Here is a 24799-nt window from a genome sequence, read left to right as displayed (position 1 = left end):
CGCATCAGCCTTTCAACTGCCACTCCCCGGGCCTATCCGGACCGGCTTTATGACGCAGGCCTACGTCCATTCCGCAGGGGCAACCCCTTGGCGTACAGAGCTGGCAGCCACCCTTCGGCTTAGCTGGCCGCTCGCGCTCGCCAATCTGCTTCAGATGCTAACCTACGCAATCGATGTGATCTTCATTGCCCGGCTCGGAGAAGCACCTTTGGCAGCTTCGGCGCTGGCGATTGCGCTGTTCGGTCTGGTCCTATGGGCACTATCCGGCCTGACGGGTGCGGTCGCCCCGGTCATCGCCGCCGATCTGGGCGAACGCGCCCCGGCCCTGCGCCCGGTGCGGCGTGCGACCCGCATGGCGCTGTGGCTGTCGGTGATAAGCGGCGCGGCGGGTATGATCATTTGCCTCGGCATTGGTCCGCTCTCCCGCATTACCGGCCAGCAGAGCGAGATTATCGCGATGTCGAGCGCCTATATGACCGTCATCATCTGGTCGATGATCCCGATGGTGCTGAACAATGTGCTGCGCAATTTTGTATCCGCGCTTGGCCGTCCGATCTTTGCGACGCTCATCACCGCTGGCGGCATCGGGGTGAACGCGCTGGCAAACTATGCCTTTATCTTCGGCAATTTCGGCGCGCCGGAAATGGGGCTGACGGGCGCTGCGGTGGCAACGATCATCACGTCGCTGGTGACGCTTGCCGCCTATGTCATCGCGATCCGCCTGGACCCGCTGATGCACCGGTATCATATCTTTGGCCGCTGGTGGGTGCCCGACTGGGAACGGTTCCGGGCGATTGTGAAAATCGGCACGCCGATTGCGCTGACGATCACGGCCGAGGCGGGAATCTTCGGGGCAGCGGCGTTTCTGATGGGCAATATCGGCACTGCGCAATTGGCAGCGCATACGGTCGCCTTGCAGATTGCGGCACTGGCGTTCCAGGTGCCGTTCGGTGTCGGGCAGGCGGCGACCATTCGGGTCGGCTATTTCTATGGCGCACGCGACCGCGAAGGCATGGGCCGCGCCGGATGGTCCGCGATTTTCGTCGGAACCGGTTTCATGGCGTTTTCGTGTTCTGCGATGATCTTCATGCCGCGCACGCTGCTGCATATCTATATCGATCCCGAAGCGGCCAAGAACGCGGTGCTGGTCGGGTTTGCGCTGCGATACCTGGTCATCGCCGCTGCTTTTCAGTTGGTGGACGGCCTGCAGGCGGTCGCCGCCGGGGCGTTGCGCGGATTGCAGGATACCCGCATCCCGATGTGGATCGCGATTTTTTCATACTGGGTGCCGGGGATCGGCGTGTCGCTATATCTCGGCTTCCTCACCCCGCTTGGCGGAACAGGGGTCTGGATCGGGCTTGCCACCGGTCTTGCAGTTGCTGCGCTGTTTCTGATCTGGCGCTGGCTGCTGCGCGACCGGATCGGTCTGACCACGCGCCCAGCAAAAGCCGAGTAAGCCAAGCAATCAGAACCGGGCGTGCTGCTACAGGCTGGCTGACACAGGCCACACCGCAGCGAAAAACGCGAAACTTTTTCATCGCCGGGCCTGTTGACTCTCCATAGGCGCATCCCCATTTGCACCTCGCTGGCACTCTCATGGTGAGAGTGCCAACCCAACTTTTCAACCACTCTAACGAAGAGGTCATCACTATGGCATTTCGTCCGCTACACGACCGCGTACTCGTACGCCGGATCGAAGCCGATCAGAAGACTGCAGGCGGGATCATCATCCCCGACAGCGCACAGGAAAAGCCCAGCGAAGGCGAAATCGTTGCCGTTGGCGACGGCGCGCGTGACGACGATGGCGATCGCATCGCACTCGACGTCAAGGCTGGCGACCGCGTGTTGTTCGGCAAATGGTCGGGCACCGAAGTCAAGGTCGACGGCGAAGATCTGATCATCATGAAAGAAAGCGACATCATGGGGATCATTTCCTGATCCGCCACTGCGCACGCTTGTTTTCAATTCACACCTAATCAGGAGAAACACCAATGGCAGCCAAGGACGTAAAGTTCGGCCGCGATGCCCGCGAAGGCATCCTCAAGGGCGTAGATACGCTCGCAAACGCCGTTAAAGTAACGCTCGGCCCGAAAGGCCGTAACGTTGTAATCGACAAGAGCTTCGGCGCACCCCGTATCACCAAGGACGGCGTCACCGTCGCCAAGGAAATCGAACTGAAAGACAAGTTCGAGAACATGGGCGCGCAGATGCTGAAGGAAGTTGCGTCGAAGACCAACGACCTCGCCGGTGACGGCACCACCACTGCAACAGTTCTGGGCCAGGCGATTATCCGCGAAGGCATGACCGCAGTTGCTGCGGGCATGAACCCGATGGATCTGAAGCGCGGCATCGACACCGCGGTAGCCCGCGTAACCGAAAGCCTTCAGAGCCGTTCGAAAGACGTTTCGGGCAGCGAAGAGATCGCTCAGGTTGGCGTCATTTCTGCCAACGGCGACCGTGAAGTCGGCGAGAAAATCGCTGAAGCCATGGAAAAGGTCGGCAAGGAAGGCGTAATCACCGTCGAAGAAGCCAAGGGCCTCGAGTTTGAACTCGACGTTGTCGAAGGCATGCAGTTCGACCGCGGTTACCTGTCGCCTTACTTCATCACCAACCCTGACAAGATGTCGGTTGAACTCGAAAACCCTTACATTCTCATCCACGAGAAAAAGCTTTCGAGCCTCAAGGACATGCTGCCGGTTCTCGAAGCTGCCATGCAGTCGGGCCGTCCTCTGCTGATCATCGCAGAAGACATCGAAGGCGAAGCGCTGGCGACCCTCGTGGTCAACAAGCTGCGCGGCGGCCTGAAAGTTGCTGCGGTCAAGGCACCAGGTTTCGGCGATCGCCGGAAAGCCATGCTGCAGGACATCGCGATCCTGTCGAAGGGCGAAATGATCAGCGAAGATCTCGGCATCAAGCTCGAGAACGTCACGCTGGGCATGCTCGGTGAAGCCAAGCGCGTCACCATCGACAAGGATAACACCACCATCGTCGACGGTGCTGGTTCGGCTGAAGAGATTCAGGCCCGTGTCGGTGAAATCAAGGCGCAGATGGAAGCCACCACTTCCGACTACGACAAGGAAAAGCTGCAGGAACGTCTGGCGAAACTCGCTGGCGGTGTTGCCGTGATCAAGGTCGGCGGCGCTTCCGAAGTCGAAGTGAAGGAACGCAAGGATCGTGTCGATGACGCGCTCCACGCTACCCGCGCTGCTGTTGAAGAAGGCATCGTCCCGGGCGGCGGTACTGCACTGCTTTACGCGACCAAGGCGCTGGACGGCCTGAAAGGCGAAAACGACGACCAGACCCGCGGTATCGACATCATCCGCAAGGCGATCCTCGCACCGATCCGCCAGATCGCATCGAACGCTGGCCATGACGGCGCGGTTGTTTCGGGCAATCTGCTGCGCGAAAACGACGAGACGCAGGGCTTCAACGCTGCAACCGACACCTATGAAGACCTGGTGAAAGCCGGTGTAATCGACCCGACCAAGGTTGTTCGCACTGCGCTGCAGGACGCAGCTTCGGTTGCCGGCCTGCTGATCACCACCGAAGCGGCGATCACCGACGCTCCGGAAGACAAGGACGCCGGACCTGGCATGCCCGATATGGGCGGCATGGGCGGCATGGGCGGTATGGGCGGCTTCTAAGCCTCCAAAACCATCCGGTCTTACCGAAAAGAAAGGCCCGGCGGAGCGATCCGCCGGGCCTTTTCTGTCAAGGCAGCATTATATCAGCGCCGCTTCTCGATCAGATCCACCAGTTCGATAAATTTCTGGCGCTGCTCTTGTTCATCACCGCTCGCGATTGCCTCAGCCACGCAGCAGGCAGCGTGCTGTTTCAGCACCGCGCTTTCGACTTTCCCCAGCGCCGCCTTGACCGCTGCGATCTGGGTAAGCACGTCGATACAGTACCGATCATCTTCGATCATCCGGCCGATGCCCTTAACCTGGCCGGCAATGCGGTTTAGCCGGTTGACGTTCGATTTCGCGTCTGCAGACTGAGAATCTGGCATTGAATTCTGACCCTTTCAAATACCCTATAGGGGTATATATAGACCTGCATGTCGCAAGTCTTCAAGCCTGCCACCCCCCTGCTTTCGAGAAGAGGGCTGATCACCAGCACCGCCGCATTGGCCGCGGCTTCCGCGCTGCCCTGCCCGGTATGGGCAAAGGGCGGCTCCATACGCGAAGCCAGGAAAGGGTTCGGCACCTATTCGGGCGAGGATATCAACCTCTCGATCGGCAACGCGCATTTCGCCACCGGGGGTCGCAGCGGCCATGCGGTTGCCGTGGACGGAATGATCCCGGGCCCGCTGATCCGCCTTCGCGAAGGGCAGGATTTGCGCCTGCACGTGACCAACAATCTGGATGAGTACAGCTCGATCCACTGGCACGGCCTGCTGCTGCCGTTTCAGTTCGACGGCGTGCCCGGCGTTAGCTTTCCCGGGATCAAACCGGGCGAAACATTCACCTATGAGTTTCCCATCCGTCAGGCTGGCACATACTGGTGGCACAGCCATTCCGGTCTGCAGGAACAGATGGGACATTACGGCCCGATCGTGATCGAGGCAAAGGACGGTTCAGACAGCGCATACGACCGCGACTATGTCGTCCTGCTTAGCGAATTCACCCCGATGCATCCGCATGAAATCATGCGCAAGCTGAAGGTTGGCGAACATTACTTCAACCGTTCGATGATGACCGCGTCGGAAGGCGACCTCTCGGGCGAGCAGCGCCGAATGTGGGGCAAAATGCGAATGAACCCGCGCGATATCGCCGACGTCACGGCATCGACCTACACCTATCTGATCAACGGTCACGGTCCGGCCGACAATCTGGAATACCTGTTCCAGCCGGGCGAAAAAGTCCGCCTGCGCATCATCAATGGCAGCGCGATGACGTTCTTCAATATGCGCATCCCCGGCGTCCCGATGACGGTCATTCAGGCCGATGGGCAGGACGTGGCCGATGTGATGGTCGATGAATTGCAGATCGGCGTTGCGGAAACTTACGATGTCGTGGTCACTCCGCCCGCCGGCAGCCATGCCATTGTGGCAGAATCGATGGATCGCAGCGGAATGGGCGTTGCCAGCCTGACTTCACATCCCGGTCGCCGCGCCAGCCCCCCGCCGCTGCGCGAAGTGCCCACGCTGACCATGGCCGATATGGGCATGGGAATGGATATGGGCTCGATGGATCATTCGGGCATGGATCATGGCAGCTTGAACCATTCGATGCGCGACAAGAGGCTGGTGCCACCAGATGTAAAGGGCGGCCCGGGAGTCGACATGATCAGCCCGATGCCGGTGGACCGGATGGATTACCCCGGCCTCGGCCTCGACAATGTGCCGCACCGGGTGCTGCGCTACACCGATCTGAAGTCGAAGAAGATGAACCCGCACCGGATGCCGGAGCGTGAGATGGAAATCCATCTTACCGGCAATATGGAACGCTATATGTGGTCATTCGACGGGAAGAAATTCACCTCCGTGTCAGAGGACCCGATCCGCTTCGGTTATGACGAACGGGTCCGGGTGAAGCTCGTCAACGATACGATGATGGCGCATCCGATCCATCTCCACGGGCATTTCTTTGAATTGGTGAATGGCGGCGAGCACAACATGCACCAGCCGCGCAAACACACGGTGATCGTTCAGCCAGGCAGCAGCGCGACATTCGATCTGACTGCGGATGAGCCGGGCGACTGGGCGTTCCATTGCCATTTATTATACCACATGCACGCCGGCATGATGCAGGTTGTCACCGTTCGCCCGTTCCCGGGGGACGCATGATGCGGATCGCCGCTGCCGCCATCCTGCTGAGCGGGGCCGCCCCTCTGGCTGCGCAGGATCATCAAAGTCACGGCGCACGTCAGAGCAATGGCGCTGCGCAACCATCGACCACGGACGAAAAAAGCACGCCGGATCAAGGTTCAATGGATCACAGATCGATGGATCATCGACAAAATGCCGAGCAGAAACCGGCAGAAACCCACGGCGTTATGAAGCACGGCCAGATGAACCATGATGCTGCTCCCGCGCCGTCCGCGCCGCCGCCCGCCCGCGCGTTCGACGGGCCGCGCCATGCGGCCGATGCGATCTGGGGCGAACGGGCCATGGCAGGGTCGCGCACGCAGCTGGCACGCGAAAATGGCGGGATGACCACCGGTGTGCTGATGGTCGAACGGCTGGAAGCCCGCATCGTCAGCGGCGAAGGTGCAATGTTGTGGGATATCCAGGGCTGGTACGGCGGCGATCTGAACCGCGTTTTCATCAAGTCGGAAGGTGAAGGCGAGCTTGGCGTATCTGTCGAAGATGCCGAAATCCAGCTGCTTTACAGCCGGGCGATCGGCCCTTTCTTCGATCTTCAAACGGGCGCGAAGCTTGATTTGGAACCTGAAACCCGCAGCCATCTGGTTCTCGGCGTCCAGGGCCTTGCCCCTTACATGTGGCACGTCGATGCGGCTCTGTTCCTGTCCGACCGCGGCGATCTGACGGCACGGGGCGAAGGGGAATACGATCAGAAGATAACACAGCAGCTGATCCTGCAACCGCGCGCCGAACTGGAACTGGCAGCGCAGGATATTCCCGAGCGTGATCTGGGCGCGGGACTGACGAAACTCGAAACCGGGCTCCGCTTGCGCTATGAAATCACGCGGGAATTCGCGCCCTATATCGGCGTGGGCTATGAAACGTCGCTGGGCGAAACCGCCGACATTGCCCGCGCCCAAGGCCGCGGCACGGACGGGCTGGCTTTCCTTGCCGGCATCCGCGCCTGGTTCTGATTTCGCGGAGCCGTCTGGCCGCCGCCTCTGTTCTTTTTAGCCCGGCTGCCCCATGCTGCTGCGGAGAGCGAATCCAATTCCCGAGAGGACCAAGCCGATGACCCGTATTCTAGCCGTATTGCTGGCATCCACCGCCGTTGTGAGCTGCGGGCAGCTGAACGCTGCGCCCGCGCCATTCGAATGTTCAGCCGCGAGCGAAACGGAATGCATCAACCTATGGTTCGACACCAAATTCGAGGAAGAACTCGCCTTCAGCCCGCTGCGCCAGACATCGCTTGGGCTGAAAACCGACTATGACAAGATCGACGATCTGAGCGTCGAGGCGGAACAGCGGCAGCTCGATTGGTGGCAAGACACCACCGCCGAAATGGAAGCGAATTTCGATTACGACGAACTGTCCGATGACGCTAAGCTTTCGTGGGATATGTGGCAATTCCGCAAGGATCAGGTCGAGCAGGCGGCAGATTTCCGCAATCAGGCCTACATTCTCCACCAGATGAACGGCGCGCATTCCGCCCTGCCCAGCTTCCTGATCAGCCAGCACCGGGTCGATAGCGAAGCCGACATGACCGCGTTCATTTCCCGGATTTCCGGTATCGGCACAGCGATCGACCAATTGCTGGTCAGGGCGCAAAGCAATGCCGCAGCAGGCACGCGCCCGCCGCAGTTCTCCTACGACGCGGTGATTGCCGAATCCCGCAAGATCACCAGCGGCGCGCCGTTTGGCAATGGCGAGGCATCCGCGCTCTGGACTGCCAGCGAAGGCCACCTCGCCAAGCTGGTCGAGGACGGTACCATCACCGAAACCCGCGCGGACGAACTGCGTGAACAGGCCCGCACTGCACTGACGCAGGACTTGCAGCCTGCCTATCAGCGGGTGATCGACTGGTTCACCGAAGACAAAGAGAACGCCGATGCAGAAGCGAAAGGCGTAAGCGAACTGGCAGACGGCGCGGAATTCTACAATTTCCGCCTGAACCAGATGACCACGACATCGCTGACTGCAGACGAGATTCACGAGATCGGCCTGTCGGAAGTAGCCCGCATTCGCGGCGAAATGGAAACGATCAAGAACGCGGTCGGCTTCGATGGGGACTTGCAGGCATTCTTCACATTCATGCGGGAAGACGACCAGTTCTATTTCTCCGACGATGACAAAGGCGCGCAGGATTACATCGACGCTGCTGAGGAACACCTTGCCTTCATCAAGACCCGGCTGCCCGATTATTTCGGCATTCTGCCTAAGGCACCGCTTGAGGTCCGGCGTGTGGAGCCGTTCCGCGAACAGGATGGTGCCGCCCAGCATTACCGCCCGGGCACACCAGATGGCTCGCGCCCCGGCATTTATTACGCGCACCTTTCAGATATGCGCGCCATGTCGATCCCCAGCCTCGAAGTGATCGCCTATCACGAAGGCAATCCCGGACATCATATGCAACTGTCGATCGCACAGGAACTGACTGGCGTGCCGAAATTCCGTGCGCAGGGCGGGTATATTCCGGCCTTCGGAGAGGGCTGGGGTCTCTATTCGGAGAAACTGGCCAAGGAGATGGGCGCCTATAAGGACCCGTATTCTGACTTTGGCCGCCTGACGACGGAAATGTGGCGCGCGATCAGGCTGGTGGTGGACACCGGCATCCACTCCAAAGGTTGGAGCGAACAGCAGTCGGTCGATTATTTCCTCGCCAATTCGCCCATCCCGGAAGCGGCGGTGAAATCCGAAGTGCGCCGCTATATCGTCATGCCCGGACAGGCGACCGCCTATAAGATCGGCATGATCAAGATACAGGAACTGCGCGCAGAGGCGGAACAGGCGCTGGGCGACAAATTCGACATTCGCGGTTTCCACGATACGGTTTTGGGCGGCGGCCCGGTGCCGCTGGACCTGCTGGAAAAGCGGGTCGACCAATGGGTTGCGAAAATGCAGGCGGGCTAAACCTGAATCCATCAGCCCGCGTCCATTAAACAGCAATATTTCAGGCACTAATGCTGATCTGGAGCGTAGTGTTCTGACAGGGTCGAGGATTTGTGCGTATCGGGTTGCTAGCTGAGGTTGATGGTGGACCAAAGGTTGACGGAGAGAAATCTCGGTCGGCCCGCTTTGCCTTGCGCGAAGCAACTTCGGCCGAACATGAACTGACCGAACTGGCATTTGAGAAGTTCGATCTGGCCAACCCCGCCGATTACACAGCCTTCCTGACGGTCCACCGCGCCGCCCTGGCCGAGCTGGAACCAGGGCTTCAACATGCCGGATGGAGCGAGTGGAAGCCGCGCCTGCCGATGGCCGCAGACGATCTACTAACCTTGTCAGGCGAAATCCATGTCTCGCCTTGCAGCGCTGATAGACAGTATGATGATGCCGCCGCATGGGGGGTCCAATATGTGCTGGAAGGGTCACGCTTGGGCGGCCAGATACTTTGTCAGCGCATACCCACAGGCTCGCCGCGTTCCTATCTTGCGTCAACTCCGGAAACAGGCAGAAACTGGCGCGCTTTTTGCGATGCGCTGGACGAACAGGCACAGCAGCATCCAACCGCATGGCTGGACCGGGCGCTGACGGGCGCCAAGTCTGCTTTCCGGACATTTCAAACTCTTGCTCACAAGTCGGAATCTTCTGAATGAATAATCTTTTACCCGCCGACGAGAAGATCGGACTTACAAATTGCGATCGTGAACCGATCCACACCCCGGGCGGCATTCAGCCAATCGGATTCCTGATCGCCACCAGCGCAGACTGGATTGTCCAGCGCGCAGCCAATACGCTGGATCATCTTGGGGTCGCAGCCGCTGACCTGCCAGGAAAACCGCTGAGCGGTCTCCTCCAGAAATCGGCAATCGACAAAATTCGTTCGCGCATTGCTCTGCTCCGTTCAAAAGACGCGGTTGAACGGATGTTCGACGTGCCGCTGGTGGACGGGGGCAAACCCTACGACATCGCCGTGCATTTTTCCGACAACGCAGTGATCGTGGAGTGCGAACCGGCGCAGGGTGATCAGGTCGAAGTGTCATCTCTGGTGCGCAGTTCGCTCACCCGGCTCGGCAGTTGCAAGGATGTTTCGGCACTGCTGAAAGAGGGCGCGCGCCAATTTCGTTCGCTGATGAGTTACGACCGTGTAATGATGTACCGCTTCGCAGAAGACGGCAGCGGCGAAGTGGTCTCGCAATCGCTTGCACCGGACATCGATAGTTATATCGGGCTCAATTTTCCCGCCACCGACATTCCGCAGCAGGCACGCGCTCTCTATCTGCGAAACACCTTTCGGATCATCGCCGATGTGCAGGGCGAAGCTGTGCCTATCGAACCCGCGGGCGAAGGAAAACCGCTCGACCTGTCGCTCGCTTTGTTCAGGGCAGTGTCGCCGATCCACCTTGAATATTTGCGCAACATGGGGGTTGGTGCGTCGCTGTCTGTCTCAATCGTGGTCGATGGCAAATTATGGGGCATGATCGTGTGCCACCATGACAGCCCGAGGCTTCCCAGCTTTGCCGAACGCAGCGCGGCAGAACTGTTCGGGCAGATTTTCTCGCTTCAGATCGAAAGCAAGCTTCGCGAGCAGATCTCGGAAAGTGAACGCAGGGCGCGCCATGTGTCGAACCGGCTGATGAGTGCAGCAGCGCAGGACAAGGATCGGCTCGCAGATGCCGACTGGCTGAGCGAACTGTTGCCCCGGGCTATCGAATGCGATGGCGTAGGCGTCCATGTTGAAGGCACGACCGCGCTTAGCGGGCTGGCCCCGACCAAGGCGCAGTTCATGAAACTGGTCGATGCGCTGAACCGCCGCGATGCCCAGACGATCCAGCACACCAGCCGGATTGCCGAATTCTTGCCCGAGCTCGCCAGTTCCAACTCGCCACTCGGCGGGATGCTGTCGATCCCCATTTCACGACGCCCACGCGATTATCTGATCCTGTTCCGCGAGGAAAAACTACGTTCCGTGCGCTGGGCCGGCGATCAGGCCAAATCTGTCGAACAAGGCGAGGACGGCCCTCGCCTGACCCCGCGCAAGAGCTTCGAGGAATGGTCCGAACTGGTCCGCGGAACCTCGGAACCGTTCTCTCCATCTGACGTCCGCACAGCTGAATCGCTGCGTACAACGCTGCTCGAAGTGGTTCTGCATCTTAGTGAAGAAGCGAACGAAGACCGCAAGCGTGCGGCCGAGCAACAGCAATTGCTGATCGCGGAACTCAATCACCGGGTCCGCAATATCCTTGCGCTCATCCGGGCACTTATGGCGCAAACGAAGCGCGAAGGCGGGACCATCGACGAAGTGGTCGATACACTGGAAAGCAGGGTCAAGGCTTTGGCCAACGCGCACGACCTGCTGACTGCAGAAAACTGGGTCCCCGCAAGCTTCAAAGAGATTCTGAAAGTCGAATTTTCGGCCTATCTATCCAAGGGTAGCGACCGCGTTCGTCTGTCGGGCCCGGCAGTTTCGATCAAGCCACAGGCCGTGCCTATCGTTGCGCTGGTTATCCATGAAATGGCCACCAATGCGGCCAAGTACGGCGCACTGAGCGACAGCGGATCGGTCAATATCGATTGGTCGGTGGACACTGACGGGCATTTGCACTTCACATGGAAGGAAGCCGGCGGCCCGATGGTCGAACCTCCATCGCGCAAGGGGTTCGGAACGACCGTAATATCAAGCTCCATCCCGCACGAGCTGGGCGGAGAGGCCGATGTCAATTACAAGCCCTCCGGCTTGCAGGCACAATTCTGCATTCCCGAAAGGCATATTGTCGCGCAGGAACCGGTTGCCAGCGCTGCAATGCCGCAATCTCCCGCATCAGGCTCGGCAGATGTGCTCAAGGGCAAGACTGTCCTGCTGGTCGAAGATAGCATGATCATCGCACTCGATGCGGAAGACAAATTGCGCGAGCTGGGGGCAGACAATGTACTGCTGGCAGCGAGCATTGACCGGGCCGCCGAAATGATGCGATCCGAGAAAATCGATGTGGCCATGCTTGACTTCAACCTTGGGCAGGAAACCAGCCTGCCGATTGCCGAACAGCTCACGAAAACGAATGTGCCATTCTTTTTCGCTTCGGGTTATGGCGGCGACGATGTCGTACCGCCGGAATTTTCGGCGATACCGCTGGTAGTCAAACCCTACACACTCGAACAAATCGCAGTCGCAGCTGCCAACGCGCTCGCTTAGGCAATCGCTGGCGGCGTCGCGTTTTTCCAAGGCTGGCGCCTGCAAGCCTGATAGCATTGCGGCATGTACCAGCCGCCTCGCCAGAGGGGGGTCGCGCCCGATCCGCAACATGCGGAGCATTACGTTCGCCCTAGGCAAAAGCCGCTGGTCAGGATCGGAAAACGGCTTCGCGATCCGGTGAACCGGTTTCTGGCGGGACAATCCTTGATTGGCGACACCCCGGTGATCGACGCCCGGCTGATCCCCGGATTAAACGAAGTTGCCAGGGAATGGAGCGCGATGCGGGACGAGATCATCCCGCTGATGCGTGAAAGAGAGATAATCCCCCCGCTCGGCAAGATTTCGCCAGACCATAGGCGCATTGCGTCCTCGCCAGCATGGAAGAGCTTCTTTTTTCAGGGATACGGGTATCACGCGGCAGACAATCAGGCGCGCTGCCCGCTGATTGCCGACGCGATCAGCCGGATCCCCGGCGTCGTTGTCGCATTCCTATCGATCATGGAACCGGGGACGCATGTTCCCCGGCACCGTGGATTGACCAAATCATGGCTCAATTGCCACTTGCCCCTGATGTTGCCGAAAGATGGGAAACGTTGCGAAATCGCTGTCGATGGCACAACGCATCAATGGCGCGAAGGCGAATGGTTTGTGTTCGATGAAACCTATCCGCATGAGGTTTGGAACATGTCGGATGAACCCCGCGTCATGTTGCTGTTGCAGGTCCAGCGGGACATGAAGCTGCCCGGCAGAATTGCAACCCGGATGCTATACCACGCGATCAGACGCTCCAGCTTTGTCGGCGATGTGAAGAATGCGGTTGGCGCTTAGAGATCAGCGCTGGCGCGGCACCTCGCGAAACGGTGCCCCAAGCGACTGATCAATCGGGACATCGTTACCTGAAAACTGTTCGTACACACCGATATCGATCTCGTCCTGCGGCGGCGAGCTGCGATAGGTCCCGTGCAGCCTGTCCCAGAAACTGAGCCCGCTGGTATAATTGCTGTCCCGCTCTGCCTTGATGCTGGAGTGGTGGATGCCGTGCATTTCCGGTGTGGTCAGCACCTTTGCCAGCGTCTCGTCCGTGCGGCCGGGCAGCTTCATGTTCGAATGATGGAACAGGATCGAAAAGTTGAAGAAATTGCGCCACCAGCGCAGCGATTTGGGGCTCGCGCCCGATAGCCGCACCTGAACCAGCCGCCACGGAAGCGAAACCAGCATATCAAGCGGGTGAAAGCGGACCGCCGTGCTCGCGTCCATGTCCGGATCGATATGATGCACCCTGTGAAAGCGCCACAGGAACGGAACCTTGTGGGTGGCAACGTGCCACCAGTAAAATCCGTAATCCATCGCCGCGATCCCGCCGATAAGGCGCAAGGGGCGCGGCAGTTTCTGCGCGAAACCGCGCTTCCCGGCCAGATTGCCGCGCGCGATGGCTTGGGTTAGCGGTTCCTCAACTGCAGCCACGAATACCGCGCACCCGGCACCCAGCGCTGCGTTGCGCAGGTTCCGCGGAATAGCCGGCTTGTCCTGATGCCGTAGCGGACGCTTGCGCTCTGCCAGCAAAATTCCGCCAACTACTGCGCCTGCAGCAACCATCATCGCTAGCTTACCAGATTTCATGGTCCCACATTGCCTTATGGCGCGCCCGCAGTCGAGCAGTTAGAGAATGGGTCATGCTTAACCCCGAAGCGATGCCGCTAATCCGAATTTTCTGCCGCTGGCCTGAACCGGGCAAGGCCAAAACCCGCCTGATCCCCGGGTTCGGAGCGGCTGGTGCTGCGGCAATCTATACCAAACTGCTGGCGCATACAGTGGAAGTCGCAAGGGCGAGCGGCGTTCCGTTCGAACTGCGCGTCACCGGCGCTCCGATCGATCAGTTCAAGCGCGGCCTGGGCGAAGATTTGCGCGTGGTCGATCAAGGGGGCGGTGACCTGACCGACAAATTGGCCCGCGTGCCCGCGCCTGCGATCCTGATTGGCAGCGACTGCCCCGGCCTCACCCCCGCCGTGTTGCAGGCCGCCCGCGACACCTTGCAAAGCGAAGACATGGTAATCGGCCCGGCCAGCGACGGCGGATATTACCTGCTCGGCTACAATGAACCTGCAGAGTTCGCCTTCACCGACATGGCTTGGAGCACGCAAAGTGTCTTTGCCGATACGGTCAGCCGCTTTGTAAAGCAGGGGATCAGGCCCGCCGTTCTGCCCGAGCTGAGCGACATCGATACTGCAGCCGATCTTGAAAACTGGCCGGATTTCCTGCCGTGATAGCAGCAGACCAGCAAGTTGGCATCGTGCTTCCAGTGCTGAACGAGCAGCAGGCCCTCCCGGACATGTTCGATGTTCTGCGCGGCCTGAACCCCGCGCCTGCGGAAGTTCTGTTTGTCGATGGCGGCAGCACCGATGCCAGCTGCGACCTGATCCGCGAGGCGGGTTTTCGTGTGCTGGAAACCGCGACCGGGCGGGCGGTCCAGATAAATGCAGGGGTTGCCGCGGTGCAGGCAGAACTTGTCTGCATCCTGCACGCCGACACCGCCCCACCTGGCGACATGGTGCAGGTGATCCGCGACACCATGGCCGATCGCAGGATCGCTCTCGCCAGCTTTACCCCGCTAATCAAGGGGCCTGACAAGACCCGCTGGGTCACCACGTTCCACAACTGGATCAAGACATGGTACGCGCCGCTGATCACCCGGCCGCACCTGTTTATCCGCGGTGTCCGGCTGCTGTTCGGGGATCACGCAATGTTTTTTCGCCGCCGTCAGTTTCTGGAAATCGGTGGCTGCACCCCCAGCGATGCAGTGATGGAAGAGGCGGATTTGTGCGTGAAATTCGCCCGCCTCGGGAAGATCAGGATGGTGCGACGCTGGGTCCAGACATCTGACCGGCGGATCGCGGCATGGGGCCCGCTCAAAGCCAACTGGATCTATTTCAAGGTCGGCATCCTGTGGGCCGTTGGTGCACGCTCGCGCATGGCGAAAGATTACCCCGATATCCGCTAGGTGTTATTCGGCAGCGATTTCTGCCCCGGCAAGAAACCCCACATCCACGCAATATTGAATCAGCTGGTGCAGATATTCCGGCCCGGTCGCAGGACAAACCAGACCGGTCATTTCCTGCGCGGCGCGGTCATCGAATTGCGGATTGCGCTGAAAATAGCTGGCATAGAGACCCGCCACCCGCTTGTAGAGGCGCCGTTCGAGCGGCGGCAGAACTGACGGGTCGAAATCGTCCGGTTCGACCAATTGGGGCCGGTGAAACTGAGGGAAAGCCGCGATCCCGTCGGTAAAAGCCTGCACCGGGATCGGCGTGCCAGACACCAGGTGATAGGCCCCGCCCTGCGCCCGGCGCATATTGCCGGCCAGTGCGGTTATGCCCGCCGCGACATGATCGAGCGGCACGAAATCGAGCGTTGCGCCGCTGCGTGCAGGCATGTGACGCACGCGCCCTTCCGCGATCAGTTTGAAGGCCGCATAGGTGGTGTCGAATTGCCGAATGCGTCCTGTGCCGCTTTCACCCACTACGATGCTGGGCCGGGCAATCGCGAACGGCACACCGCTGGCGCGGACCAGTTTCTCGGCAGAGGCCTTGCTTGCCTCGTATCCATTGGCGAACCCGCGATCGGGCACACGGTCTTCTTCCAGAATGCGGCCATCGCGCGTGCCGCAGACATAGGCTGTGCTGACGTGCAGGATCGGCATTTCGCCCGATCGGGCAAATTCCAGCGCATTGGCAGCGCCGCCGGTGTTCACGGCACGGTATGTTTCTTCATCCAGATCGAACCTGACCGTGGCCGCGCAGTGGATCAGCAGATCGTGGCCGCCCGTCAGCCGGTCCCACTCGCTCTTGTCCCAGCCGAACAGAGGCTTTGACACATCGCCTGTGACGACCTCATCAGGCTGAACCTCGCTGCCATCATTGGCGCGAATATCGCGGTTGTTGTGCACCATTGCGGTCACGCTGTGACCTTGGGCCAACAGGCGCGCAGCAACTTCGCCGCCGATCAGGCCGGCGGCTCCGGTCAGGAAAATTTTCAACAGCAGGCTGCCGGGGCTGCAGAACCGGCATCACCAGCGTCGGTGAACGGCATGGCGACCCCGCAATCGGGGAACACCCCGCAATGCTTGCTGAAATCGCCGATGAAGGTGAAGTGTTCTGCAAACCGCGTATCGGCGAGCATTTTCCAGCTGTTCCCGCAGATCGGGAAAATCCGCCCGGCTTCGATATGGTGATGATCGTCCAGCTCGAAAATGCGTTCCTGCCCCTTGACCGTGCCTTTGTAGATTACCGCCTGGCCGTAATCCTCGCACTGCATTTCAAGTTCAGGCAGTTTGAACAGCCGAAAGGTCGCGGAATGGAATTCGATACCGTCCAGTTTCGCCGCAACTTCGGCATCCCCGATGGCCAGCGGCCTGCTGAACACCAGCCGCGGATCGAGGAAACCGGCTTTCTTGGCGTGGTCGATGAAATCGCCCCAATACAGCGCGCCGGACAGGCATTCGCCGTGCAGCACGGGATCGTTCTGCAGGTCAGCCGGCACCCGGCGATCCGAATACACGTCGGAAAAATACAGCTCACCGCCCGGTTTCAGCAGGCGGTAGGCGGCGGAAAATACAGCCTGTTTGTCAGCCACCAGATTGATCACGCAGTTCGATACGATCACGTCATAATGATTTTCCGGCAGGCCCAGTTCGTCGAGCTTCTCGATATCGCCTTCCACGAACATCACGTTGGATTTCTGGTACCCGAACCGGGCCCGGTGCCATTCGAGATGTTCGTTGGCCACGGCCAGTTGCTCGGGTGTTGTATCGACGCCGGTTACCGTGCCGTGTTCGCCGACAATCTGCGCGAGGATGTAGGCATCTTGTCCGCTGCCCGAGCCAAGGTCGAGGATATGCGCCCCTTCGATGGCCTGCGGGCTGACCAGGCCGCACCCGTAATACCGCGCCCTTACTTCGTCGTGCACATTCCGCATCGCGTCCATGACGGCTGGCGGCGGTGCTTCGGTGGTGCAGCAGGCATCGGTTTTAAGATCGTCCGACCCGCCAAGCACCTTGCCGTAATAATCACGGCTGTTTTCGATATTCATGTAACCAAGTTTCTCCGGACCACGAAGTGCAGGCCACTACCAATGCGGCCGCCGACACAAAAGGTTTCGTTTGCAGGCCATAGTTGGTTACGGAGAGGGCACAATGAAATTTACCCATGATGTGATCGTAATCGGCGGCGGTGCCGCCGGCCTTACCGCGGCTGGCGGATGTGCGCTGTTCGGACTGAAGGTCGCCTTGATCGAAGGCAACAAGATGGGCGGCGAATGCCTCAACAATGGCTGCGTGCCCAGCAAGGCGCTGATCACCGCAGCGAAGCGCGCGCAGGAAGCGCGTGAGGAAAAGCGTTACGGCGTGCAGCTGGCCGCCCCGACCGTCCACTGGTCCGGGGTGCACAAGCACATCCACGATGCGATCGCGCATATCGAACCGCACGATTCAAAAGAAACGTTCGAAGAGATGGGCTGCGAGGTAATCCTGGACCGGGCGATGATCACCGGCAGGCAATCTGTCGAAGTGGGCGGGCGCACGCTAACCGCCCCGCGCATTGTTATCGCCACCGGGTCCGAACCGTTCGTACCGCCGATAGAGGGGCTGGATAGCACACCCTATTTGACCAATGAAAACCTGTTCGACCTGAACGAGCAGCCGGGCCACCTGGTCATAATCGGCGGCGGAGTGATCGGCATGGAAATGGCGCAAAGCTTCCGCAGGCTGGGCAGCGAAGTGACCGTGATCGAACCGGGCGCGCCAATGGGCCGCGACGACAGGGAATCGGTCCAAGTGGTGATCGATACCATGACGGATGAAGGCGTCCGTTTCGTGAAGGGCAAGGCGCAGAGGGTCAGCGGCACTGCGGGGAACATCACCGTCAGCACCGACAGCGACGAGACAATTACGGGCACACATCTGCTGATCGCGGTTGGCCGCAAGGCGCGCGTTTCAGGCTACGGGTTGGAAGCGCTGGACATGGAACTGGCGAAAAACGGGATCAAGGTCGATGACCGCCGCCGCACTTCGGTCAAAGGCATCTATGCCATTGGCGATTGCCGCGACGGGCCGCGCCTTACCCATGTTTCGGGCTATGAAGGGTCGAACGTGGCGCTGGAAATCGTCACCGGCCTGCCGACCAAGGTCGACTGGAAAGCGCTGCCGTGGTGCACCTATACCGAGCCGGAGGTCGCCCAGATCGGCATGACCGAAAGCGACGCCCGCAAACAGTTCGGCGACAAGATCACCGTGGTGAAGGAAGCCTTTGCCGACAACGAACGCGCCATCGCCGAAGACGCGACGAAGGGGCATTTGAAAGTCGTGCTCAAAGGCAAGAAAGTGCTGGGCGCCAGCATCGTCGGCAAGAATGCCGGTGAATTGCTGCTGCCCTTCACGCAGACGATCACCGGCAAAAGCAGCACGTTTGCACTGGGCAGCGCGATCATCAGCTATCCTACCCGCAGCGAGATTTCCAAGGCCGCAGCCTTCGCCGCATGGGAACCGACCGTGTTTGGCAGCCTGCCCAAGAAATACGCGGCCTTTGTCGCGAAAATGCGCCGGACGTTCAATTGACCGAGACACGCACGCAAACGCGCGCCCAATCGCGCACGCAGTCTCGCAACGCGCCGCAAGGCCCGTCTCCATTCCGGGTTGAAGCAGAGGCGCTGCCGAGCGAGAAATTCTCCGACCCGCAATTGACCGCCAAGGGGGAGCGGCGCGCGTCGGTGCCGCTGAAAACGCTCGAAACGCTGTGGTTCAACACCGGCACGCTGTGCAATCTGGCCTGCGCGACCTGCTATATCGAAAGCAGCCCGACCAATGACGCGCTCATCTATATCGGCGCGGAAGATGTTTCGCGCTTCCTCGATGAAGCGCAGAATATGGGGACGCGGGAAATCGGCTTTACCGGCGGCGAGCCGTTCATGAACCCGCATTTCCTCGCCATGCTGGACGACACGCTGGCACGCGGTTTGGAGGCGCTGGTGCTGAGCAATGCGATGAAACCGATGCGCCGGCATGAAGCGGCGCTGCTGGAACTTCGCGAACGCTACGGCGACAGGCTGACGATCCGCGTAAGCCTGGATCATCATACGCAAGCCGGGCACGAAGGCGAGCGTGGCCCGCGCAGCTGGGAGCCGGGGCTGGCGGGCCTAAAATGGCTGTCGGAAAATGGTTTCAGCATCGCAGTCGCGGGCCGTTTGCTGCCCGGCGAGGGCATGGGCGATGCCCGCGAAGGCTATGCCCGCCTGTTCGCCGCCGAGAACATCCGCGTGGACGCACACGACCCCATGCGTCTGGTGCTGTTCCCCGAGATGGACGAGACCAAGGACATCGCCGAAATCACCACCGATTGCTGGGGCATCCTCGGCAAGTCACCGGCGGATATCATGTGCGCCACCAGCCGCATGGTCGTCCACCGCAAGGGCGAGCCCGCCCCCCGCGTCGCCACCTGCACGCTGATCCCCTACGACAAGGGTTTCGACATGGGCGAGACGCTGGCCGAGGCAAGCAGCGAGGTCGCGCTCAACCACCCGCATTGCGCACGGTTCTGCGTGCTGGGCGGGGCGAGCTGTTCGGCTTGAGAATTCTGCTTTTGGGTTGGAAGGCAAACGCTCTCACAAACGACTGAATGCGATGGTTTCGCTTTCAGCAAACGGCGGCTGGGAGACCGCCGCAAACCAGTCAGCCTGGAAGCTAGGCAGTCCTTGAAGATAGTCGATCAGCAAATCCCAGCCCTTAAGTTCCTCATGAAACGTCCAGACCCGATCGCCGACCACGACTTCGCAGCAAATTAGGTCAGTCGTAACTTCGTCGCGCTTATAGAATGTGACTTTGACCACATTCGCGAGCGGAAATTGAGAAAGAATATCTGCATCGATACCCATGTAAGCGGGTTTGCCATTCTTCCCATATGACCGCAATCGCATCGCCAGCAGACCTTCCCCGCCAGCCCTAAAGCACCCGCCCCGCCACCGCATCCAGCTTTGCCAGCATCGCGGGATCGCGTGCATCGGGCGCGGTGATCATCGCATGGTCCAGCACCGTGTCGAGCGGCGAGGCTTCGCGCGTTTCGGGAAGTGCGGCGATGAATTCTTCAACCGTTTTGCGCGCCAGATCGCCGTTCTTGTTCATCTGCGCAATCACTTCGCTGACCTCCACGAATGCGGCGTTTTCGCGCCAGCAATCATAGTCGGTGACCATGCCGACCAGCGCATAGGGCATCTCCGCCTCGCGGCACAGTTTCGCCTCGGGCATGGCGGTCATGCCGATCACGTCGGCGCCCCACTGGCGGTAGAGGTGGCTTTCGGCGCGGGTCGAGAATTGCGGGCCTTCCATCGCGAGATAGGTGCCGCCATGCGCGACAGCCCCGCCCGCACGGTCCACCGCCGCTGCGGCGAAGGCGCTGATCCGTTCGCACACAGGTTCCGCCATGCTGACATGTGCGACCATGCCGGTGCCGAAGAAACTGCCGGGGCGGCCTTTGGTCCGGTCGATGAACTGGTCGACGACCACGAATTGCCCCGGGTCCAGTTCTTCCTGCAGCGAACCGACCGACGAGATTGCGAGTATATCGGTGCAGCCGGCGCGTTTCAGCGCGTCGATATTGGCGCGGGCGTTGACTTCGCTCGGCGGGATCACGTGGCCGCGGCCATGGCGCGGCAGGAACCGGACCTGCACATCACCGATCCGGCCGCACAGGATTTCGTCAGACGCTTCGCCAAAAGGCGAATTGACTCTGATCCACTGCGCGTCTTCCAGCGCGTCGATCTGGTAGAGGCCGCTGCCTCCGATGATGCCGATAGTCCATTTGCTCATCTTGTCATGTCTAGCGGCTCAATCGCTAATCGAAAGCAAAAAACCCCCTGTCGCCTCGGCCTTTGCTTGGAGGTCGATCGACTGATTGTCCGGCGCACAAAACGTTTTCCTACACAATCTGCAGTCCATCGGCTTCGTCCTGCTCTTTCCCATCGCGGGCCTGCTGAACATCACTAAAATTCAGATCGCGCGAAAGTGTGTCACTCTGATGGGCTTGCAAAAGGCCGGAAAACACAGGGTCTCGCGAAACGAAACCGGGTGACATCTGCCGCCTTGGTCCTACACATCGCCGTCAGGATCAGGGGTGCAGTCGTCCCGGAGAAACCAATGAACGCCGCGCGAATGCGAGATAATCGTGTCGAGCTGCCAGTACCGGTTGTCGAAGCGGGCTTCGACTTGCCGCGCACCTCTCTCCTCCCCCGGCAGTGCGAGGCCGAAGCTGCAATTCGCTTCGTTCTCCTCCGCACTGGTGAAACGGCATTGCAGGTCACTCACTAGGTACTCGGGCGGCGGTGGCGCACTGCGGATATAGCCGAGTTCGTCATAGGTTGGGTTGTAGGATGGATCGCGAACCTGGTCATGAATGGCACAGGCTTGCGCGATCGTTTCTGCCGTCGGGAGAGCGCAGGCCGGCGGGCGCTCACGGTCTATCGATTGATTGCGCAGACCTTCATGGACTGCAGACAGATCGCACACTTTGGGAAGCTCAAACATGAAGTTCGATGGCAACTGCGAGTGCTCCGGCTGCGAATGGCAGCCTCCCAACAGCACGAAGGCTGCAGCAGTCGCTGTAGACCTCAATTATATTTGCCCTTTTTCGGGCCGAGATAGCCGAACAGATACGCACCGATCTTGCGCATCTGGATTTCTTCCGCGCCCTCTGTGATGCGGTAACGCCGGTGGTGGCGATAGATGTGTTCGAACGGCTTGTGCCGCGAGTAACCGATACCGCCATGCACCTGCATCGCACGGTCAGCGGCCTCGCATACCAAGCGGTTCGCCCAGTAATTGCACATGCTGACCTTGTCGGAGATCGTCCGCTCGATCTCCTTGTGCGGCATATTGTCCATATCCCATGCGGTCTTGTAGATCAGCATCCGCAGCATTTCGCACTGCGTGGCCAGTTCGACCAGGGGGAACTGGATCGCCTGATTGCGCGCCAGTTCCTGTCCGAAAGGCTTGCGTTCACGGGCATAACGCACGCTTTCCTCGACACAGAAACTCGCCGCGCCGAGCGATGAAGCAGCCTGGCGGATGCGGTTCTGGTGAACGAAGCTCTGCGCCAGAGCGAGGCCCTTGCCCTCCTCGCCCAGCATCACGCTGTCGGGCACCCAGATGTCGGTCAGGCTGAGGCGCGGATGGTCGGTCGGCATGTTGAAGGTCCACATCCATTCCTCGATCTTCAGCCCCTCTGTCGGGTTCGGCACGAGGAAACAGGTGATGCCGCGCGCATCGCCATTGTCGCCGCTGGTGCGGGCGAACACCGCGCAATGCGTGGCGACATGCATCCCGGTGATCCACATCTTCTCGCCATTGATCAGCCAGCCATCGACGCCGTCACGCGTTTCGCGCACCGCACGGGTTTCCATGTGCGTCGCATCGCTGCCGTGATTGGCCTCCGTCAGGCCAAAGGCGACCCGCCGCGTCCCTTCGAACCCGCCGAGGATGAATTCCTGCTTCTGTTCCTCCGTCCCGAAATGCTCGAACATGGCGACGAACGGGAAATTGCCGACGATGCTGTGTTCGTTCTGCAAATCATTGTGCAGCCCCAGCCCGCGCGCAGCGAACCGGTCGCGGATCACCGCCATCCACAGGTTCGAACCATCCTTGCCGCCATATTCCTTCGGTGCGGAAAAGCGCCAGTGCCCTGCCTTGTCGGCGGCCTTGCGCGCAGCGCGGAGCAGTTCCTCCCATTCATGGTTGGGCAGGCCCTCACGGTCCCAATCGGTCCGTGCATTCTCACGGCGATGGTCGAAGAAACGGATATTGTCGTCTGCGGCCACCAGCGGTTCGATCTCCGCATCGATGAACTTCTCCAGCTCTGCGTAATAATCTTCCAGTTCCTGCGGGATGGTAAAATCCATTGCTATTCCTCTCCGGTCCAACTCTTACGCGCAGCAGCGAGCGCGGGGTATTTCGGTACATCGACGCTGAGCTTTTCCAGCGCACTGTGGCGCAGCCAGCCAAGCATCCCCGGTGTCTGCAAGCTGCGCTCACCGCTTGTGATTTCGCGGGCAACGGATTTCGATTCGAAGTGGCCGGGCAGCTCTGCCTCCTCACGGATCGCCATGCCCAGTGCATTGCGGGCGACTGCGAGCTGGAACTTGTCGTGCCCCTCGACCTTGCCCTTCATCGACCCCAGCCATTCGTTGATCGCTTGCAGCAACTCGGAAAGTGTCGCTTCGCCCTTGCCGTGATGAAATTCGCTTGGCTCGAAGCGCACCGGCTTGGCGCGCTCTTCCTCCGGCGCATCTTCTTCCAGCAGCATGAGCAGGTCGAGTTCCTGCTCGCTGGTCCGGCGCGAGATCACCACGCGTTCTAGCATCCGGTCTTCGCCCCGGCGCCAGAAGTCGGCCATGCGGATACAGCCGAGCGCCCACCAGACCGTGCGATATACCGACCAGAAGCGGAAGCGCGCCGGGTCGACCTTGCGGCCGCTTTCCGCCTCATAGGCCGCGAAATAATCCTCTAGGCTCCCCAGCCCCAGCGCGGGCCGGTCGTACCGGGCGAAGCGCCACACCGGCATGCAGCCGAACGCAAGGTCTTCATGCGGATCACCGAAATGCGCCAGTTCCCAGTCCAGCACGCCGGTCAGGTGGCTGTCTTCGCACAGGATATTTCCCAGCCGGTAGTCGCCGTGGTTGAGCACCGGCTCGACCGCTGCGGGCACATTGTCCGCCAGCCAGCGCAGCCCCAGTGCGATGATCGGACGGTCTCCGCCCGCTTCCTCGAATTGCAGGCGCAGACTCTCTACGCCCTCCGCATAATCCATGACAGGCACGTCCGCTGGCAGATCCGCCCGGCCGATCGAGTGGATCCGCGCCAGATCGCGGGCGACTTCGCCCAGAATGCGGTCGGGCTGCTCCATCGCAAGAATTGCGCGCGGGTCAGGTGTACCGGGCAGCGCACGCATGATGAAGCCGCTGCCTATGCCGTCCTTAGCCTCCAGCACTGTCAGCACTTCGGGTGCAGTTACACCGGCGGCGTGAGCGCTCCGGATGATCGCCGCTTCGCTTTCATGGCCGAACGGCCGCCCATCCATGAAAGCCAGGCTTGGCGCGCGGCGCAGGACAAATGCCTCACCCTCGGCCTCGAACCGCCAACTCTCCATGGTGGCGCCGCCCGTCAGGCGCTTCAGATTGTCCGATTGACCGCGCCCGGTCCGGGCCAATGCCCGCTCGATCCCGGCTTTGAGCTCTTCTTGCGAGATTGTTTTATCGTTCACTTGGCTAACCTTGCAGGACTGATGCGATCAGACAACCGCAACGATTCCCGAAGTCAGACGTTGAGACAATAACAAACCAATCAGGAGAGCTTATGAAACTGGCCCACAAAGCACACGTCGCCGTCGTCGATGGAGAGAACTTCGTCATCATGCAGAACGAAGGACAAATCTTCGAACCGAAGCTCAAGACAGTGGCGCAGCCAGACCTGACCGCCTCCAATTTCAGCGCGGGCGTGAAGCATCAGGATGACGCCGGGCAGCGCACCGGAAGCACCCAGCTTGACGAACTTGCCCATGCGGCTGCTGCATCAGAATGGCTCAACAAGCAGGCTATCAGCGGCGAGATTGACGATCTGGTCGTCATTGCGGACCCTAAAACACTGGGCGAAATGCGCCGCCATTATCATTCCGAACTGGAAAAGCGCGTGAGCGGTGAAATCGCGAAAACCATGACGGGCGAAACAGGCGAGAAGATTGCGGCCGCCATTTCCAGCTCCTGATTTCGAAAGATAACCCGATTGCGTTAGTTTTGGTCGCTACAGCGACACTTTTCGTCGCTATCTT

General features: G+C 60.2%; 23 protein-coding genes. 14 read left to right on the top strand and 9 right to left on the bottom strand.

Features of this window, described 5'->3' with window-relative positions; genetic code table 11:
- Positions 1 to 49 precede the first annotated feature (49 nt).
- From GRI43_RS12235 to groL, 3 genes are all read left to right on the top strand, one after another.
- Positions 50 to 1456, top strand: coding sequence for an MATE family efflux transporter (locus GRI43_RS12235; protein WP_160731368.1), 1407 nt, complete (start codon positions 50 to 52; stop codon positions 1454 to 1456).
- 194 nt (positions 1457 to 1650) lie between these two features.
- Complete coding sequence (gene groES / locus GRI43_RS12230; RefSeq protein WP_160731734.1) at positions 1651 to 1938, top strand: co-chaperone GroES; 288 nt, start codon at positions 1651 to 1653, stop codon at positions 1936 to 1938.
- Between the two features lie 53 nt (positions 1939 to 1991).
- On the top strand, positions 1992 to 3644 hold the full coding sequence (gene groL, locus GRI43_RS12225) for a chaperonin GroEL (protein ID WP_160731367.1): 1653 nt from the start codon (positions 1992 to 1994) through the stop codon (positions 3642 to 3644).
- Positions 3645 to 3727: 83 nt separating this feature from the next.
- Here the strand turns inward: groL and GRI43_RS12220 are convergent, their stop codons facing one another.
- The gene (locus GRI43_RS12220) at positions 3728 to 4009 is read right to left on the bottom strand and encodes a metal-sensitive transcriptional regulator (RefSeq protein WP_160731366.1); all 282 of its coding nucleotides are present in this window, start codon (positions 4007 to 4009) and stop codon (positions 3728 to 3730) included.
- 48 nt (positions 4010 to 4057) lie between these two features.
- On the opposite strand from GRI43_RS12220, the gene GRI43_RS12215 reads away from it, so the two are divergent.
- The 6 genes from GRI43_RS12215 to GRI43_RS12190 all read left to right on the top strand — a co-directional run bounded on the left by GRI43_RS12215 (position 4058) and on the right by GRI43_RS12190 (position 12767).
- A complete protein-coding gene (locus tag GRI43_RS12215) occupies positions 4058 to 5788 on the top strand; it encodes a copper resistance system multicopper oxidase (protein WP_160731365.1) in 1731 nt (576 codons plus the stop codon).
- Positions 5785 to 6780, top strand: a complete 996-nt coding sequence (locus GRI43_RS12210; protein ID WP_160731364.1) for a copper resistance protein B — start codon at positions 5785 to 5787, stop codon at positions 6778 to 6780. The genes GRI43_RS12215 and GRI43_RS12210 overlap by 4 nt, the downstream gene beginning before the upstream one ends.
- 97 nt (positions 6781 to 6877) lie before the next feature.
- Complete coding sequence (locus GRI43_RS12205) at positions 6878 to 8716, top strand: DUF885 domain-containing protein (RefSeq protein WP_160731363.1); 1839 nt, start codon at positions 6878 to 6880, stop codon at positions 8714 to 8716.
- A 170-nt stretch (positions 8717 to 8886) separates the two neighbouring features.
- Positions 8887 to 9402: a biliverdin-producing heme oxygenase gene (locus GRI43_RS12200; protein WP_160731362.1), complete on the top strand. Its 516-nt coding sequence runs from the start codon at positions 8887 to 8889 to the stop codon at positions 9400 to 9402.
- Complete coding sequence (locus GRI43_RS12195) at positions 9399 to 11939, top strand: HWE histidine kinase domain-containing protein (RefSeq protein WP_160731361.1); 2541 nt, start codon at positions 9399 to 9401, stop codon at positions 11937 to 11939. The genes GRI43_RS12200 and GRI43_RS12195 overlap by 4 nt, the downstream gene beginning before the upstream one ends.
- 63 nt (positions 11940 to 12002) lie before the next feature.
- Positions 12003 to 12767: an aspartyl/asparaginyl beta-hydroxylase domain-containing protein gene (locus GRI43_RS12190; RefSeq protein WP_160731360.1), complete on the top strand. Its 765-nt coding sequence runs from the start codon at positions 12003 to 12005 to the stop codon at positions 12765 to 12767.
- A 3-nt stretch (positions 12768 to 12770) separates the two neighbouring features.
- On the opposite strand, the gene GRI43_RS12185 is transcribed toward GRI43_RS12190, so the two are convergent.
- On the bottom strand, positions 12771 to 13559 hold the full coding sequence (locus GRI43_RS12185) for a sterol desaturase family protein (protein WP_160731359.1): 789 nt from the start codon (positions 13557 to 13559) through the stop codon (positions 12771 to 12773).
- 53 nt (positions 13560 to 13612) lie between these two features.
- Here GRI43_RS12185 and GRI43_RS12180 point away from each other — a divergent pair, with 53 nt between their 5' ends.
- Together GRI43_RS12180 and GRI43_RS12175 are read left to right on the top strand one after the other, a co-directional pair.
- The gene (locus GRI43_RS12180; protein ID WP_160731358.1) at positions 13613 to 14203 is read left to right on the top strand and encodes a TIGR04282 family arsenosugar biosynthesis glycosyltransferase; all 591 of its coding nucleotides are present in this window, start codon (positions 13613 to 13615) and stop codon (positions 14201 to 14203) included.
- A complete protein-coding gene (locus tag GRI43_RS12175; RefSeq protein WP_338090043.1) occupies positions 14200 to 14937 on the top strand; it encodes a glycosyltransferase in 738 nt (245 codons plus the stop codon). Before GRI43_RS12180 ends, GRI43_RS12175 begins: the two co-directional genes overlap by 4 nt.
- Positions 14938 to 14940: 3 nt before the next feature.
- On the opposite strand, the gene GRI43_RS12170 is transcribed toward GRI43_RS12175, so the two are convergent.
- Positions 14941 to 15972: an SDR family oxidoreductase gene (locus GRI43_RS12170; RefSeq protein ID WP_235903747.1), complete on the bottom strand. Its 1032-nt coding sequence runs from the start codon at positions 15970 to 15972 to the stop codon at positions 14941 to 14943.
- The gene (locus GRI43_RS12165) at positions 15969 to 17024 is read right to left on the bottom strand and encodes a methyltransferase domain-containing protein (RefSeq protein WP_160731357.1); all 1056 of its coding nucleotides are present in this window, start codon (positions 17022 to 17024) and stop codon (positions 15969 to 15971) included. The genes GRI43_RS12170 and GRI43_RS12165 overlap by 4 nt, the downstream gene beginning before the upstream one ends.
- Before the next feature lie 103 nt (positions 17025 to 17127).
- On the opposite strand from GRI43_RS12165, the gene GRI43_RS12160 reads away from it, so the two are divergent.
- Both GRI43_RS12160 and GRI43_RS12155 read left to right on the top strand, forming a co-directional pair.
- Entirely contained in the window at positions 17128 to 18546 is a 1419-nt protein-coding gene (locus GRI43_RS12160) for a dihydrolipoyl dehydrogenase family protein (RefSeq protein WP_160731356.1), read from the top strand.
- Positions 18543 to 19556 carry a radical SAM protein gene (locus GRI43_RS12155; RefSeq protein WP_235903746.1) on the top strand — a complete coding sequence of 338 codons (1014 nt, stop codon included), beginning with the start codon at positions 18543 to 18545 and terminating at the stop codon, positions 19554 to 19556. Before GRI43_RS12160 ends, GRI43_RS12155 begins: the two co-directional genes overlap by 4 nt.
- 33 nt (positions 19557 to 19589) lie before the next feature.
- On the opposite strand, the gene GRI43_RS12150 is transcribed toward GRI43_RS12155, so the two are convergent.
- From GRI43_RS12150 to GRI43_RS12130, 5 genes are all read right to left on the bottom strand, one after another.
- On the bottom strand, positions 19590 to 19859 hold the full coding sequence (locus tag GRI43_RS12150) for a hypothetical protein (protein WP_160731354.1): 270 nt from the start codon (positions 19857 to 19859) through the stop codon (positions 19590 to 19592).
- 67 nt (positions 19860 to 19926) lie between these two features.
- Positions 19927 to 20790 carry an S-methyl-5'-thioadenosine phosphorylase gene (mtnP, locus tag GRI43_RS12145; protein WP_160731353.1) on the bottom strand — a complete coding sequence of 288 codons (864 nt, stop codon included), beginning with the start codon at positions 20788 to 20790 and terminating at the stop codon, positions 19927 to 19929.
- Positions 20791 to 21069: 279 nt separating this feature from the next.
- The gene (locus tag GRI43_RS12140) at positions 21070 to 21504 is read right to left on the bottom strand and encodes a hypothetical protein (protein ID WP_160731352.1); all 435 of its coding nucleotides are present in this window, start codon (positions 21502 to 21504) and stop codon (positions 21070 to 21072) included.
- Positions 21505 to 21587: 83 nt separating this feature from the next.
- Positions 21588 to 22874, bottom strand: a complete 1287-nt coding sequence (locus tag GRI43_RS12135; RefSeq protein ID WP_160731351.1) for an acyl-CoA dehydrogenase family protein — start codon at positions 22872 to 22874, stop codon at positions 21588 to 21590.
- Between the two features lie 2 nt (positions 22875 to 22876).
- Entirely contained in the window at positions 22877 to 24235 is a 1359-nt protein-coding gene (locus GRI43_RS12130) for a phosphotransferase family protein (RefSeq protein ID WP_338090042.1), read from the bottom strand.
- Between the two features lie 92 nt (positions 24236 to 24327).
- Between GRI43_RS12130 and GRI43_RS12125 the strand changes: the two genes are divergently transcribed.
- Positions 24328 to 24735 carry a baeRF12 domain-containing protein gene (locus tag GRI43_RS12125; protein ID WP_160731350.1) on the top strand — a complete coding sequence of 136 codons (408 nt, stop codon included), beginning with the start codon at positions 24328 to 24330 and terminating at the stop codon, positions 24733 to 24735.
- The last annotated feature ends 64 nt before the right edge of the window (positions 24736 to 24799 follow it).

The sequence above is a fragment of the Pontixanthobacter luteolus genome (genome assembly GCF_009828095.1).
In the GTDB taxonomy this organism is placed as follows: Bacteria; Pseudomonadota; Alphaproteobacteria; order Sphingomonadales; family Sphingomonadaceae; genus Pontixanthobacter; species Pontixanthobacter luteolus.
Note: the sequence above shows the minus strand (reverse complement) of the source record. Positions and strands in the feature narration are given on the sequence as shown.

Excerpts from the sequence above, each read along its gene's own strand:
- GRI43_RS12215 (WP_160731365.1), top strand. The coding sequence starts at position 4,058 with ATGTCGCAAGTCTTCAAGCCTGCCACCCCCCTGCTTTCGAGAAGAGGG.
- GRI43_RS12195 (WP_160731361.1), top strand. The coding sequence starts at position 9,399 with ATGAATAATCTTTTACCCGCCGACGAGAAGATCGGACTTACAAATTGC.
- GRI43_RS12185 (WP_160731359.1), bottom strand. The coding sequence starts at position 13,559 with ATGAAATCTGGTAAGCTAGCGATGATGGTTGCTGCAGGCGCAGTAGTT.
- GRI43_RS12125 (WP_160731350.1), top strand. The coding sequence starts at position 24,328 with ATGAAACTGGCCCACAAAGCACACGTCGCCGTCGTCGATGGAGAGAAC.
- GRI43_RS12180 (WP_160731358.1), top strand. The coding sequence starts at position 13,613 with ATGCTTAACCCCGAAGCGATGCCGCTAATCCGAATTTTCTGCCGCTGG.
- GRI43_RS12160 (WP_160731356.1), top strand. The coding sequence starts at position 17,128 with ATGAAATTTACCCATGATGTGATCGTAATCGGCGGCGGTGCCGCCGGC.
- GRI43_RS12205 (WP_160731363.1), top strand. The coding sequence starts at position 6,878 with ATGACCCGTATTCTAGCCGTATTGCTGGCATCCACCGCCGTTGTGAGC.
- GRI43_RS12235 (WP_160731368.1), top strand. The coding sequence starts at position 50 with ATGACGCAGGCCTACGTCCATTCCGCAGGGGCAACCCCTTGGCGTACA.
- GRI43_RS12135 (WP_160731351.1), bottom strand. The coding sequence starts at position 22,874 with ATGGATTTTACCATCCCGCAGGAACTGGAAGATTATTACGCAGAGCTG.
- groES (WP_160731734.1), top strand. The coding sequence starts at position 1,651 with ATGGCATTTCGTCCGCTACACGACCGCGTACTCGTACGCCGGATCGAA.
- GRI43_RS12140 (WP_160731352.1), bottom strand. The coding sequence starts at position 21,504 with ATGTTTGAGCTTCCCAAAGTGTGCGATCTGTCTGCAGTCCATGAAGGT.
- groL (WP_160731367.1), top strand. The coding sequence starts at position 1,992 with ATGGCAGCCAAGGACGTAAAGTTCGGCCGCGATGCCCGCGAAGGCATC.
- GRI43_RS12210 (WP_160731364.1), top strand. The coding sequence starts at position 5,785 with ATGATGCGGATCGCCGCTGCCGCCATCCTGCTGAGCGGGGCCGCCCCT.
- GRI43_RS12150 (WP_160731354.1), bottom strand. The coding sequence starts at position 19,859 with ATGGGTATCGATGCAGATATTCTTTCTCAATTTCCGCTCGCGAATGTG.
- GRI43_RS12165 (WP_160731357.1), bottom strand. The coding sequence starts at position 17,024 with ATGAATATCGAAAACAGCCGTGATTATTACGGCAAGGTGCTTGGCGGG.
- GRI43_RS12220 (WP_160731366.1), bottom strand. The coding sequence starts at position 4,009 with ATGCCAGATTCTCAGTCTGCAGACGCGAAATCGAACGTCAACCGGCTA.
- mtnP (WP_160731353.1), bottom strand. The coding sequence starts at position 20,790 with ATGAGCAAATGGACTATCGGCATCATCGGAGGCAGCGGCCTCTACCAG.
- GRI43_RS12190 (WP_160731360.1), top strand. The coding sequence starts at position 12,003 with ATGTACCAGCCGCCTCGCCAGAGGGGGGTCGCGCCCGATCCGCAACAT.